The 14483-nt window shown below is 41.0% G+C and carries 10 protein-coding genes; 5 read left to right on the top strand and 5 right to left on the bottom strand.

Annotation, left to right across the window (positions count from 1 at the left end):
- Window positions 1–55: 55 nt before the first annotated feature.
- Both EHS15_RS10730 and EHS15_RS10725 read right to left on the bottom strand, forming a co-directional pair.
- Window positions 56–2182, bottom strand: coding sequence for an adenylate/guanylate cyclase domain-containing protein (locus EHS15_RS10730; RefSeq protein ID WP_135760572.1), 2127 nt, complete (start codon window positions 2180–2182; stop codon window positions 56–58).
- Window positions 2170–4302, bottom strand: a complete 2133-nt coding sequence (locus EHS15_RS10725; RefSeq protein ID WP_135760571.1) for an adenylate/guanylate cyclase domain-containing protein — start codon at window positions 4300–4302, stop codon at window positions 2170–2172. Before EHS15_RS10725 ends, EHS15_RS10730 begins: the two co-directional genes overlap by 13 nt.
- 179 nt (window positions 4303–4481) lie before the next feature.
- Here EHS15_RS10725 and EHS15_RS10720 point away from each other — a divergent pair, with 179 nt between their 5' ends.
- The 4 genes from EHS15_RS10720 to EHS15_RS10705 are packed head-to-tail and all read left to right on the top strand — an operon-like array spanning window position 4482 to window position 10426.
- Window positions 4482–5537 carry a FliG C-terminal domain-containing protein gene (locus EHS15_RS10720; protein ID WP_135760570.1) on the top strand — a complete coding sequence of 352 codons (1056 nt, stop codon included), beginning with the start codon at window positions 4482–4484 and terminating at the stop codon, window positions 5535–5537.
- A gap of 4 nt (window positions 5538–5541) precedes the next feature.
- Entirely contained in the window at window positions 5542–6465 is a 924-nt protein-coding gene (fliH, locus tag EHS15_RS10715) for a flagellar assembly protein FliH (protein ID WP_135760569.1), read from the top strand.
- Complete coding sequence (locus EHS15_RS10710) at window positions 6462–8414, top strand: sensor histidine kinase (protein ID WP_135760568.1); 1953 nt, start codon at window positions 6462–6464, stop codon at window positions 8412–8414. The genes fliH and EHS15_RS10710 overlap by 4 nt, the downstream gene beginning before the upstream one ends.
- A complete protein-coding gene (locus tag EHS15_RS10705; protein WP_135760567.1) occupies window positions 8411–10426 on the top strand; it encodes a 7TM-DISM domain-containing protein in 2016 nt (671 codons plus the stop codon). Before EHS15_RS10710 ends, EHS15_RS10705 begins: the two co-directional genes overlap by 4 nt.
- Here the strand turns inward: EHS15_RS10705 and mtnC are convergent, their stop codons facing one another.
- Genes mtnC through EHS15_RS10690 form a run of 3 tightly spaced genes read right to left on the bottom strand, consistent with a single transcriptional unit; the run spans window position 10427 to window position 13535 of the window.
- Window positions 10427–11167 (bottom strand): acireductone synthase, encoded by a 741-nt coding sequence (gene mtnC / locus EHS15_RS10700; protein WP_135760566.1) that lies wholly within the window; start codon window positions 11165–11167, stop codon window positions 10427–10429.
- A complete protein-coding gene (locus tag EHS15_RS10695; protein ID WP_135760565.1) occupies window positions 11146–12519 on the bottom strand; it encodes an MFS transporter in 1374 nt (457 codons plus the stop codon). Before EHS15_RS10695 ends, mtnC begins: the two co-directional genes overlap by 22 nt.
- A 5-nt stretch (window positions 12520–12524) precedes the next feature.
- Window positions 12525–13535, bottom strand: a complete 1011-nt coding sequence (locus EHS15_RS10690; RefSeq protein ID WP_135760564.1) for a hypothetical protein — start codon at window positions 13533–13535, stop codon at window positions 12525–12527.
- Between the two features lie 132 nt (window positions 13536–13667).
- Between EHS15_RS10690 and EHS15_RS10685 the strand changes: the two genes are divergently transcribed.
- Window positions 13668–14483: a WecB/TagA/CpsF family glycosyltransferase gene (locus EHS15_RS10685; RefSeq protein WP_135760563.1), complete on the top strand. Its 816-nt coding sequence runs from the start codon at window positions 13668–13670 to the stop codon at window positions 14481–14483.

The raw sequence follows: 14483 nt of genomic DNA, 5'->3' as shown, positions 1-14483 counted from the left end.
ATCTCTTTTACCATGATTTAGATAGCAGGCGTTTTATCAGTTAAATAATTATTAACTATATTTTCTCCCAACCGGGAGGAGTTCCATTCTGAATGTATGAGATTGCTTTTTCTTTGTATAATTTCGCAGCGATATCGGAAGAGTTTGTAGCTAATACATAATTGAATTCGTCTAATGCGACTTCGAAATTTCCATCCCAAAAATCATGAACACCTTTTTCAAAGCGGTCTTTGGTTTGGATCTTCGCGTCGAAAGATTCTTCCAAACCTTGGATTAATATCTCTGCAATACCGACTAACTTCTTTTTTGCAGGAACTTTTACGAAATCAAGAATACGGTGCGGATAATGATCAGGTTCTTTCGTTTCCAGAAGAGCATCAAGACTGAGTATAATTTTCGCACCGTATTTTTTAGTCATAGACTCCAACGTGTTTGCGATTCCCGCCGTATCGGAAAGAACAGCGCTTTCGATACGATCCTCTTCTCCAATCACACCTAACATCAATTCACCGAAATGGATTCCCACGCCTATATTGATTTTTGGGAATCTGTCTTCTTTTCGATTTTGGTTCCAGAATGCAATCGCCTTATGCAGTTCTACTGCGGCAATCACCGCATCGTCCGGTCCCTTTTCAAAAAAGGCAAGGATCGCATCTCCGATATACTTTTCGATGAAACCGTCTTTGGATCGAATGATGGGACCGACACGGCTCAAGTAGTCGTTCAAAAAAAGAAAGTTATCCTGAGGGCTGAGAGATTCGGAAATAGCGGTAAAATCCCGGATATCGGAGGATAACACAGTCATATTTTTAACGATGTAATCCCCTCGTTTCATATCTATGTTTTTCGACTTACCTAAAGATTCCAAAAATTTCAAAGGAACAAACTTCGAATAGGCGACATTGGATCGTTCCAATCTTTTATTGATCTCTATCAGTTCCTCAGTCATTTTTTCCATAGAGGAGTAAATCCGTGCATTCCGTCTGGAAAGAAGAATCCCTTGCACCAGAAAAAAGAAGAATAGAAAGAATCCCATAACAGGATGAGATTTGAACCAATAATTACCTGTAAAAAGATCGTGAAGAGATCCTACACAAAGAAAGATCGAACCGTAAAAAATCAAACGACTGTCTTTCCTTTTTTGGATATATATTTTGGTAATGGAGTAGAAAATACATACACTATAAAAAAGGATGAAAGTTTGACTGAGCAGATTCGTTTTCGTAAAAATAGTAGCAGGTGTTAATAGAACGAATAAGGAGAAAAGTCCTGAGGAGATCCAAGAAGAAGAAACCATCCAATCCGAAACATCCGTTTTGAGAGGATATAGAGTTCTTACATAAGTGATATAGACGGCAACAAGCAAAGGAGCGGAAATATAATCGATTCTTTGCATCAAATCCCAAGAGAAATTGGGGAAAATATACATGATGTAATAATTATCCAGGACAAGAAGTCTCGTTCCCGTTAAAAAACAAAATATGGAAAAGAAAAAAGAACTTTTTTCCTCTCTTCTCAGCAAAAATACTGTTAGCTGGTAAAGACCCATCGAAAGAAGGGCTCCGAAAACAAAAACTTCTCCCGCAGAGAACATCAAAGACTGTCCCTGGATCTTTCCTTTGGAACCGAACTCTATGGATTTTCTAAATCCGCCTCTTGCATGATGATAATTGCTGACCGCAATGATGATTTCGGAATCGTAAGAATTGGGAATAAAGGAAGCGTATTGAATTTGATATTTGGCTTCGGACTCATCCGGGCGAGCTCCCACCTTTCCCGATCCGGACACCTTCTTGCGATTGATATACATCTCGTATGCGCTTGTTTGGGGAGGAAGGCGGAAATAATATCTGATTCCGTAATGAGGAAGACGCAGTTTCAAACGATACGTAGCGTATCCTTGCCCTGATTTCGCTTCGGGAAGTAAGGAATTCCAGGAACTAGGAACCTTTACATAAACCTTTTTATCATCGGAGGTTGCATCAATGGCAGCAAAGTCCGCAAGATTATTCCAATAAAATTCCCACTCACCATCTAACGAACGTTTTTCATAAGAAAAACCAGTTCCGGCAAGATCGAATAAACCTCGAACCGCTTTTACATCGTCCTCTTTTTGGCATCCGCAAATGAAGAAAGCGGACAACAAAAGAGAAATGCCCAGATTGAATTTTATTTTTCCCAATCTGCCACCCCGTCCCAGCCTTCTCCTACGCCTGCCGACTGAAAATATTCGGATCTTTTAATATAGATTTCTGCCGCTTTATCTTCCGGGTTCTCGTTATACACAGTATGAAACCCTTCCAATGCGGATGCGAAATTTGCTCTTTCATAATCGAATATAGCGGACTCAAACAGATCTTTGTTCTGGATTTTACGATCGGAAACCTCGTCGATACCGGGGATCAATACTTCCGCAATCATAACTGTTTCGGTTTTTCCTTTCACTCTCACGAAATCCAAAATGCGGTAAGGAATCGTATCCAAATCTTCATGTAGCATAAGAGTCGTTAAACTAACAAGAACTCTTGCGGAATATGTTTTTGTGAGACCTTGGATGCGGCTGGCCAAATTCACCGTATCGGAAATCACTGTGCTTTCCATCCTCTCCGCTTCCCCTAAAATCCCGAGCATGGTATCACCGGAGTGAATTCCCACTCCTGCATGAAGAGGAATATATCCATATTCCTTTCTTCTTACGTTGTATTTTTCCAATTCCCATTGGATGTCCGTTGCCGCAGCGATCGCATTCTGGATCCCTCCGTCAAACAATGCCATGACGGCACTTCCGATATATTTATCTATAAAGCCGTTGTTTTTACTAATGCACGGACCGATTCTACCCAAATAAGAGTTGGTGAAAAGAATTCGATTCTCCAAGGGAACGCTGTATATGATGTCCCAATACTCCATTATGTCTGCGAAAACGACAGTCATCTCTCTCTGGTTGCTATCGCCTAACGAGACATCTTCGATACCAGCCTTTTCCAGATAATGCAAAAATTCCCTAGGAATGAACTTTTCATAAAAACGATTCGTTTGGATGAAAGTATCGTTCGATGTTTCGAAATCATCCTTCAATTGTTTTCTTTTATCGAATGTTCTCGCAGTGCGAAGAGTGATGATTGTGGATTGAACCCCGAAAAATAAAAACAAACATACTTGAGAAAGAGAAGATTCACCTTGTCCTTTGAATGCGGTCAATACGTCCGCAAAGAAACCCAAAAACAACAAAAGAGAACCTAAAAGAAAGATTCCTGCCTCGGGAAGCCTTCTAAGATACATCTGCCACAGCCGCATTAAAACGGAAGCAAAGACAACCAGTCCTAAAATCTGAAACAGAGTTTCGAACTTTGTGTATTGGATCGGAGGAAGAATCAAGATCAAAACCAATAAGAAGAAAACAACTGCGGTATAGAACCGGATGAGGTTCGTATTTATGAATCTGGGGAAAAGACCTTCGATAAACCAGAGAAAGACGGCACTTAACAAAAACGAGGTGCCGTAGTCTACATACATCATCAGATCCCAAGGTATGGATTCTGTGATCGCATAGATGGTTTTGCTTCCCGTAAAAAGAATTCTGACGGAAAAGATGAGACAGAACAGTCCGAAAAAGAAAGCTTCTTTCTGTTTGTTGCGATAGAAAAACAGAATGAAGTGATAGATTCCGAACATAAAAATCGCACCGGTGAATGCCAGATCCAAAGTGCCTTTCGCAAGAACATAGTTCTGTACGGATTCTCCGTTTCCGATCAAAGGAGGAGACACGATCCCTCCTTCTTTATGATGGAAGTTGGAAACATGCATTAGAAATACGACCGAGTCTTTTCCAGGATGAATGAAGTTTTGTCCCTGCAAACTAGGGAGGGAACTTTTCATAGAAGTCCCCACTCTTCCGCTGTGAATGCTTCTTTCTCCCATAAAGATTCTAAATGCGGTTCTTTGTTCGGGAGCATAAACAGCGTATCTGTCTTCTTTCGGAGGAAGTTTGATTTCCAAACGATAGGTTCCATATCCCTGTCCATCACGAAACGAAGATGTGACAGGAGCCTGATTCCAAAGTTTAGGAACAGTCAGATAATAGGGATTAGATGGAGGAGGAACATCAGGAGATAAAAATTGATCGGGATAAAATTCCCAGTCTCCTTCCAATGTTACGAACTGACCTGAGCTAAAATCGAAATGGGAAAGATCGATTTTCCCTTCTTTCACTCGAAGTTCTGGATGAGACGGATTGCAATTCCAAAAGAAAAGAAGAAATAAAAACAGGAACGGGCTTTTTCCCAATCGCAATGTCACCATCTCACCAAATGAGACGATTCTTCTTTTGAAAAGGAAGATTTGTCTTGTCTGGAAAAATACTACATTAGAGAAAATGTAGTACCTCTTACAAAGAACGACTGCCCTCTTCTTTCAGATTCCCATCGAGGTAAAAAAATTAGTTTGTACAGCACAAGCCTCCCTACTATTATGTCACCCAAATGCAAAGGAATTCCGGCAAAAACAAAGCAGCTCTCGCCTACCAAATTTTGGGTCGTTATCTGCCGGACGAAGTCTTCGATCATCTAAAAACAGAAGAAATCGAAAAACTTTTGGAAAAGGTCGGGGACAATGTGAAACCTACCTTGAAAGAGGAACGAAATATTCTTCTGTCCTTTACGGACTTTTTGAAGAAAAAACCGGTTCCGATTCCTGCCACTCAGTTGCATTTTAAGCCGGCAAAGCAGCAAAAAGAAGTTTTTGTGGATTCTTTGTATCGGGGAATGGAGGAGGTACCACAAAAACCCACCCCTCCCGAAAACGAACTGGCAGCACTTCTGGAAGAAATCCTGCAAGAAGAGGAAAATTCCCAATCCTACCTGGAAACTCTCTCCCAAAAAAGCAAAGAAGAGCTGGCACGACTTGCCAGTGAGGAATCTCCTCGGGTCATCGCTCGCCTTTTGGCATTCTCCGACCCTGAAAAAGCCGCAGAAGTCATTTCCCTTTATCCGGATTCCCTGAGAGAAGAAATCATACTAGCCATCTCCCAAATCGATTTCCATTCCGAAAGGGAAAGAGACGAATTGGAAAGATTCCTTAGATTCAAATCCGACCTGATCGAAAAAAAAATGCCAGTAGGCAAGGTCAAAAGCAGAAAGGCCAAAACCGCAGGAGAACTGCTCACCCGTCTCCCTTTTTTACATTCTCAAAATTTAATCGACCGAATTCAGAAAAAAAGCCCTGAATTTGCCGAAACTATAATAGAACACTACCTTCGTATGGAGGACTTGCTCTTTTTAGGAAGAACGAGTCTGACTCGATTTTTCTCAGAAATCCATCCTTTAGTGATAGCCTGCGCTCTAAAGGGAGTGGAAACTTCGTTCAAGCAACAGATCTTCGAAAATCTCGAAGCTTGGCTGATCAAAGAGATTCGAGTCGAATGGGATTCGTTAGGCCCTGTTTCTCTTGCCGAAATCGAAGAATCCCAAAAAGGGATTTTAGACCGACTGAGAGAAGACATCGAAGAAGGCAAAGTGAAACTTTGGAGAATGAAGTAAGTATATGGCAAAGTTAGTATTTAAACCCATCCAGATTGCCGACTTACAAGAAGAAGTTGAGATCCAACTTCCGGATAAGTATAAAAAATTTCATAAATCAGACGAACAAGACGATTTCGAAATCGACCAAGAAGGAAATATCATAGAGCAGTACCAAGGTCCCTCGATCGAAGAGATCGAAGCCGAACTGCAAAGATACAGACAAGAAACGGAAGAGCAAGTCAGACAGCTCTTAGAAGACGCAAAAAAACGCGCAAAAGAAATCGAAGAGGAAGGCAGAACGAAAGCCTTCCAAATGATCCAAGACTCCAAAGAAAAAATCAAACTGGAAGAGGATTCGGGTCGGGCCAAAGCGGAACAAATCTTAGACCGCGCCAAAATGGAAGTGGAAAGGATGATCAAAGAGGCCGAAATGAAACAGGCCGAGATCGAACACGAAGCTTACCAAAAAGGTTACGATGCAGGTAGAGAAGTCGGTTTCAAAAAAGGTCAAGGGGAAGTTAGACGACTCATCGACCGATTAGGAACAATCATCGGTAAGGCGATCGACATTCGGGAAGAAATGATCGCCGCTTCCGAAAAACAAATGGTGGAGATGATTCTAGTCATCGCCAGAAAAGTAATCAAAGACGAAATCATCGAACGTAAAGAAATCGTTCTAAATAATATCCGCGAAGCGATGAAACGAATCAAAGACCGTGACCGTATCGATATCAGAGTTAACTTTGCCGACCTTGAACTTACCACGGCTCACAAAGACGAACTCATCAAACTTATGGAATCTCTTCGTAAAGTCAATATCTACGAAGACTCTCGTGTGGATCGAGGCGGAGTTATCATCGAAACCGACGTGGGAGCGATCGATGCGCGTATCTCCACTCAGCTCAAAGAAATCGAAGAGGCAATTCGAAACGTCGAGCCGATATGATTTCTTCTTCCAGTCTCAGCAAACTGGGATTAGGAGTGATCCTTTTCTCGGTATTATTCACCTCGGAAATCAAAAGCGAATCCTGCGGGACTTTCATATCCTCGTGGGATCGCCCTATTACGTTAGTCGACAATTGGCAATTCAGAAAAGGAGACAATCTCGACTGGAGAGACGAATCCGTAGAGGAAAGTTTCTGGGTGAAACGATCGGTTCCCGATTACGGTATTTCCAAAACGGAAAACCTAACAGGATACCATTGGTATCGATGTTCCTTCCTTCTTCCTGAAAATTTCACAACTCCCGCAGAACCGATCGCCATTCAATTGGGAAGAATCAGGGATATAGATGAGTTCTATCTGAACGGAACTCTGATCGACAAAACGGGGAACGTATTACCTAAATTAGATGTCGATTTTCAGAAAGTGAGAATCTACTCTCTTCCCACTCACCTTCTCAAAGCGGGAAACAATACCATCGCGATTCGAATTTATGCAGCCACAAACTTAAACGGACTGAAAGTAGCCCCGGTTCTTGATAAAGAAAGAAAACTCAGACAAAATCTGTTCACAAGCGAAATCTTTCCGATGGTGTGCGGATACGTATTCATCTTTATGGGAATTTATTTCCTAGTAGGATCGATCGTTCGAGGAAGAACGGGAGAGAATTTTTTCTTCGCTCTGTTTTCCATTTTCATAGGATTTTACGTCCTTTTAAGAACCCAACATAGGAACATTTTGTTCGAAAGTTTCACTTGGTCTTACGTGGTGGAACTTCTGGTACTGATCTGCCTTCCTCCTTTTTTTCTCAACTTTCTTCATCAATATTTGAAAGTGAAAAGAAATCTGGTTCTGCTTTGTTATGAAGTCTTTTTGGGAATTTTATTCATCATCACCTTTTTCTTTAGAACTCCCAAATCTTGGATCTTAGTCATCGCTCTTTTCAACTACGCTCTACCGGTAGCCTTAGGACTTGCTTCCTATCTCTTCCTCAAACACGGAAGACAAAACATAATCAAACTTCGCTATATTCTAATCGGCTTAGGATGCCTTTTGCCTACCATCTTGATCGACAGTCTTTCTGCGCTGGAAATCATATCCTTTCCAGGCACGATCTTCCTAGGATTCTTATTATTTTTAGTTATGATCTCCATCCAGCTTTCCAATGATATGGTGTTAGGACTTCAAAACTTCATGTCTCAGGAAAAAGACCTGATCCAAATGGAAAGAGTCAAAACCGGCTTTTTGCTCAACCTTTCCAGCGAATTCAAATCAGGGATGGAAAAGATCTATATCGCAATCGATAAAATCTCAAGACCGAACAAAGCTCCCGCTACCAAGTCAAAATCTAAAGCAGCAGTAAAGGCTTTATCCCCTACGGAAATCATCAAAAAAGCGGAAGATCATATTTCTTACATGAGTTATATGGTGGAAGAAGCTCTTCTATTAAAAAAACTGGAAGACAAAACCTATCAGCCTAAATTCGAAACTTTTAATGTCAGCGAACTCATCCTTACTTGTGTTGAATCGATTGAAAACCATCTTGGACAAAAAAGAAAAAACACTTCCATAGAAGTAAAACCGGCATCACTCGAAATTCATCAACCCCCTGAACTATTGTTTGCGATCATCCGTAACTTGGTGGAAAACGCATACATCTATACGAATATACAAACGGAAGTAAGTATAGAGTTTTATCAAAAAGACGGATTCGACTATTTGGTTGTGACGGATGAGGGTTTGGGACTTAGCCAAATCGAAATGGAAACCATATTCCAAAAATTCGTTCGAGGTTACAAAGAAACCAAAAGCGAAATTCCGGGCGCCGGAATCGGACTTACTTTAGTGCAAGCTACAGCCAACTTTTTAGGCGGGTCAGTAACCTTAAAATCGGCGGAAGGAATGGGAGCTAAGTTCACAGTGAAATTCCCGGAAAAAGGGAAAAAGATATGATCAAAAATCGTTTTTTCCTTCAGATCGCTCTATTACTTTTGTTAGTTGGTTTTGCAGACTGCTCCAGAGTTACGGACAAATCCACCGTGGCCGTTTCCTTGGAAGGAGAAGACTGGGGAATCCAATTCGAACATTCTACGGACATTCTCAATCCTGACTTCAATGCGAACTCTTTGGAACTAACTAAAGTCCCAGGAAACTTCAGAAACATAAATCGTTCCTATAGAGGCCCTATCTGGATTCGTAAATCCTTCGAAATCACAAAAGATCAAAACGAAAAATCTTTGTCTCTGCAATTAGGAAGGATCTATCAATCGGACGAAGTTTTCATCAATGGAGTGTTAATCGGAAAAAACAATTCCGCTTTCGGAGAAAACCCGGACGACTATTCCTTCGGAAGACCTAGAATTTATCCGATCCCTCATCATCTCCTTTTGGAAGGGGAAAACATTTTAGTCATTAAAATCGATTCCGATCTAAGCACTTCCGCAGGGATCATTACCGGTCCGATACGAGTGGTTACTTATGAGGAAGCTTTGGAAGGAAATTTCTACGACTCCCTCGTAGAACTTATATTTGTCGGCTTTTATCTCTTCATCGCATTATTCTTCTTTATCAATTATTTCAAAATGCCTGATAAAAAAGAATACTTGAGTTTCAGTATCCTTGCACTTATCTTCTCTGCGTTCGAACTGTCCAGAAACGAATCCAGATTTCTTCTTTGGGATCATTTTTTGGCATTCAAACTCATAGAGTACGGATTTTTACTTATCCTTCCTTATGGGTTCATCAAATTCATTCAGGACTTTTTCGAGCTTAAACCTTTCCGTTACCAACTGGTTTACTTAGTTTTCCAAATTCTATTTTTGCTCGTATTTATCGTAATTCCAAAACCTGTATTTTGGTACAACTTCATCGGATATTGGGACATCCACCTTTTCTTCGTAGTCGGTTATGCGACCTATCTCACCTTTCATAAGTTAAGAGAGAATGCAAAAGGCGCCTTGATCCATTTGACTGCCTTAGTGTATCTTCTTTATGCGATCTTTAAAGAAGTTCTGATCGAAAGAGGGTATTTGAATGCGACGTCCTCTTTAGAAACCAGCTTTTTAGTTTATCTTCTTTTGATGACTCTGGCTCTTCGTTTCCAATTTCTTATGATGAAACGAAAGCTACAAAGCAGATACGACCGATTGAAAGAAGCGGATTCATTGCGGGAAAAGATTTTCTTTTACATGGATGCGATGATTTCCGGCCCTCTTCAACAGATGAAAGAGAAATTGAAATCGTTCAGAGAAGGTACTGAAAAAGCGAAAGAGAAGACGATCATCAAGGAAGTACTGTCCATTCAATCGTCCATTGATACTGTGATGGATGATATCATCGAACTTTCCCGTTTGGAAGTAATGAAAGAGGTTCCATTCAAAGACCAGGTCAACTTCATCAGTTTCATTAAAGACGTAATTCCTGACGATGAAATCACTTATTCGATCAAAGTACATCCGGAAACGGAAATCAATAATAGTTTGGATTTGGTGAATTCGATTGTGGTTCGTTTGGTGGACTTTCCTCCTTTTAAGGAGTTCTCTCACAACGACTTGATCATCACTCAAGATCTAAAAGGAAACATCCACTTTCGTTTCCTTCTTTTCCATAGCAATCCAAAGGTTACGATGAGGCTCTTTAACGAACTGATCGAAAACTATGAAACACTCTCACCGAACAAAGTGAAGTGGGCGATCATACTCGAAATAGTAAGATTACTCAACGCTAAGATCGATTTTAAAATCATCAAAAGAAAGTATTTAAAAATAGATTTGGGTCTGAATGCGATTGCTCCTCAGAATTCGTCCGTCCCTATTTCTAAAATGGTAAGCCTCCAACAACCGACTGCTCAGTCTCAGGAAAAATCGACAGAGAAGGAAGATTTTAGAGTCACCTTAAAGAGAATTTGGAATCGTTTGAAACAAATCGAAATCAAACTTCCTGACCTGAAGAACAAAAAAAAATAATTATAAAGAAGTTATCTCGAGCTTTTGCATCACCGAAAATGAATGTTGGCGCTGAGGTAGATTCCCAGGTCGATCCAAAATAAAAGATCGAATCCCAGCCGAGTTTGCCGCTTCCGCTTCTTCTACAATGTCAGTAAAAAAGGAAACTTCTTCTGCTGAGGCACCTAATGTTTGTAATATATTCTGATAACTTCCAACTTCTCTTTTTCCACCCACGGAGGTATCGAAATAAGAGGAAAAATAGCCGGTGAGATCACCGAAATTGGAATAACGATAAATGAGAATTTGAGCTTCCACACTTCCTGAGGAATATACGTGACAGAGAATTCCTTTTTCTTTGGCTTGTTTGAGAAAATCGACCACATCCGGATAGATTGTACTTTGAATCTCGGAAGACTCATAACCTTCTTTCCAGATTTTTCCTTGGATCTCTTTTAAAGGACCAAACTTTCTGTCCACACTGATCAAATAACTAAAATAAGACGATACATTCTCTTTTGTCAAAGATACCGATGCGGGAAAAAGATCGGAAAACTTAACATCTTTTCCCTTTTTATCCTTTGTAAACTCCTGTTCGATCAAAGAGAATAAGTCTTCCGGCCAGGAGTATGTTTTTAAAAAAGAGTCCAGCCTCTTCTTTGCGTAAGGAAATAAAACTTCGTGCACGAAAGAAATAGGAGCAGTCGTCCCTTCTATATCCAAAAGAAAATGTTTCAAATTTAAACCCTTTGCTGTTTCAATTCCGATTTCAGTTGTTCTTTCATCGAATTTTCGTCTTTTTCATAATTAAAATAAATCAAGAACCAGGCAAGAGCGCAAGGAATCCAAAATAATATGGAAATGGAAAGTGCCAAACCTCGATCATCCGGTGCAATTCCCAAAATGATGGCAGAGATGGCAGGACCCAATCCTTTTCCTAAATCGTCCGTAAGGTTATATACCGAAAAGATAGCGCTTCTCGCTTTGGGAGTGTTCACATTGATCAGGACAGAACGTACATTCGGGCCTGTGATGGAGATCAAAACTCCGGTAAAGATATTTAGAGCGATAAAAGGAATCGGATCATGTGCGATTGAATGAGAATAAAGAAGTGCTATCGCAGGAACTACACCGATCGTTGTAGTCACCAAACAAAGTAAAGGCTGATATTTTCGATTCAGGCCGTAGAGATATTGCCCTAGAACTCCTCCGAAAAAAGTTCCGATAAAGATCCCGATGGCAGCAAATGTAATGAGTCCGGCAGCGGACTCTTTCTGTAAATGATATGTATGCTCGTAGTAATCCGCCAAAAATACGAAAAACACTCCCCAAGGAATGCAACCGGGTAATGCCTGTAAGAAGGCTCCCAAATTCGTTTTGTTATGAAACAAAACCTTGAAGTCTTTCAGACTGATTTTATGGGAAAGTTCGTCCGCGCCTTGAATCTCTTCCGCTCCTCCCCTCTTCGGTTCCTGGCAAAAGAACATATAAATGAAAACGAAAGCGAAAGAAGGAACGGACATATAAAGGAACGAATCTCTCCAACCATTGATGGGATCTGCGCCTCCCAAAATTCCTCCTACGAGCTGTCCCACCCCCACTCCTAACCCCATGGCAAGAGAAACATAACCGACTGCGATTCCTCTGGATTGTGTGGAAAAATAATCTCCGATGAGACTGAATAGAAGAGGAAAAATTCCTCCCAATCCGAATCCGCATAATGTACGCAAGATGAGGAACTGATCGTAATTATCCGCAAAGGCAGTCAAAAGACAGGGAATTTCTCCCAGAAATACTGTTGCAACTAACAAACGCTTTCTGGAGAAAATCTGTGAAAAGTAACCCATAGAAAGGGAAACGATTCCCCCCAGAATGAAAAAAAGGATAGGTATCAACCCGCCGAACTTCCAATCGATTTCTTTCTGATCCGTAATCCCGAAAGAAGCCGCAATATTTTTCATATTCGGAGCGATCAAATTCTGGTCTCCGAACAAAAAGAACGCCATTCCCAGAATCACCCAAAAAGCCAAAATGCCCTTGGGACCGTGAGCGGATAATTCGGCTAAGCCGAAAAATCGAAGAAGCGATTTTGATTCCGGTTGGGAAGATGTCATAGATCTTAATCCTTTGCTTGAAATTTGTAATCCAAATAGAAATAGAGACACATAAAAACTGCAAGAAAAACAAAGACGGCCGCGAGCGATTTTTCCCAAGTTTCCAGGATCGTACCGTTCGAAATTTCAGGATTCGTATTTCTAACCGTAGGCAAAGGTTTTCCACCGATAAACTTGAGTTTAATGATTTTAGGTTCCGTATCGGAAACGATGGAATAAGCGCTGATCTCAGGAGGAATGTTGTTATGCAATTCAGAGATAGTTCCACCTGACAAAAGTTCCATCTTCATATCTTTCGGTTTTAGAAAAACAGGAAATGCTCCCGCTTCTCCTTCCAACAAAAGTTTTTCTTCCAAAACTTCCACACTGTTCGGAATGAAGTAACTGATTTGAAGTTGAGAGACTCCAGGAAGAACGGCTCTGTCCAAATACTTCCCTCCGTTTTTGCCTTCGGGAGTGCTTAATGGAATGGCCATTTTACTTTCCGGTTGCTGCAATTGGGCAAAAACTTCTTTCGCTTCCTTAGGCACGAAATATTCCATTTGTTTTTCGGAAGAGAAAAAGGATCTAGGAGGTTTGCTCGTATTTTCCAAAAGGAAAAGTTTATATATGCGAAGCCCTTCTTTTTCACGCATGACCTGCATAAAACTTTTCACTCCCATATCTTTCCATGAATCGCCCGTTTCAAATACGATGACTTCTTGCGGAGATGTCCGAAACTTGGGAACAGGAGGAATGATCTTGTTGTAATTGACTCCCTTATAAACCACCTGCACAAGCAAAGGTGCTCCTTCGGGAGCCTCGACAGGAGGAAAACGAAAACTTCCGTTTTGAGCCCCGATCTCAGTCAAAGGGAGCATTGCTCCTTGCAGTGCGATGAGTCGGATGGAATCTGCCTTGCCGGATCCTCCGTGGGTTCCGTTCTTAATGGTGCCGAAGATAGAGACTTCTTCCGCATAACTATCGCTAGCCAGGCATAAAAGAAGGAAAAAACTGAAAACAATAAAACGATGCATCTTTCCCTTGAGTCTTCGTCTCACAAGAAAAAATCCAAGTGAAAAAAAGAGCTTCCTGAAAATTTTAGAGGCGACACCAGAAGGACGGAAGGCTAAGGTTTTTCCTAAGTACAAAAGGAAATAGAAGGATTCATGAAGCAACCAAGTGAAATTGTTCACAACTCTTCCAAAGAAGAAAGAGACATCCTTCTCGAATACCAGAACATAGACGTTTCTAAATTAGAAACCTTGAAAGTCCTTGGAGTTCCCATTGACAATGTTACAACGGACGAGGCGATAGCCAAACTCTTCCGTGTTTTGGAAAAAAAAGAAGCAATGCACCATGTCCTATTTCTCGATCCCATCAAATTGATGAGGATGAGACCGGGCAAACCACTTCATAGAATTACGGAAAAAGCAGGCACCATTCTTGTAGAGGGAGCGGGTATCAATTGGATGAGTTCCGGACGCCTCAAAGAGAGAGTGACTCCCATCGCAGTGATGATGGATCTGATCCGTTTAGCGGAACTCAAAGAGTTCACGATCTTTATTTTCGGATCCAAAGACGAAATCATAGAAAGAGTTTTCTTTAACCTAACAAGACATTTTCCTAGAGTTCGTATCGTAGGAAGACAAGCGGGTCATTTGGACCGCCAGAGAGAAATGAGAGTGAAGGAAGCCATTCGAAAAACAGGCCCTGATATCATTTTCCTTGCTATGGACTTTCCGGAACAAGAAGTATGGATCGAAAATAACACAGGGTTCTTCGGAAAAGCGGTTGTGATCGGAGTAGGAGGAGCTTTGGACATGTTGTCCGGTGCGGACAAAAAAGCCCCCGATTATTTCAAATCAAAAGGACTCACATGGCTGTGGAGAATCATCGCTCGTCCTTTCCGAATCAGAAGAATGTGGGAAACTTTTTATTTTCTACTGCTAGGTCTCAGAGAAAGACTCCGCAAAAAAACATAA

Source organism: Leptospira idonii (assembly GCF_004770995.1).
GTDB classification, from domain to species: Bacteria; Spirochaetota; Leptospiria; order Leptospirales; family Leptospiraceae; genus Leptospira_A; species Leptospira_A idonii.
The sequence above is the reverse complement of the archived record's forward strand: the minus strand, read 5'-3'. Positions and strand labels throughout refer to the sequence as shown.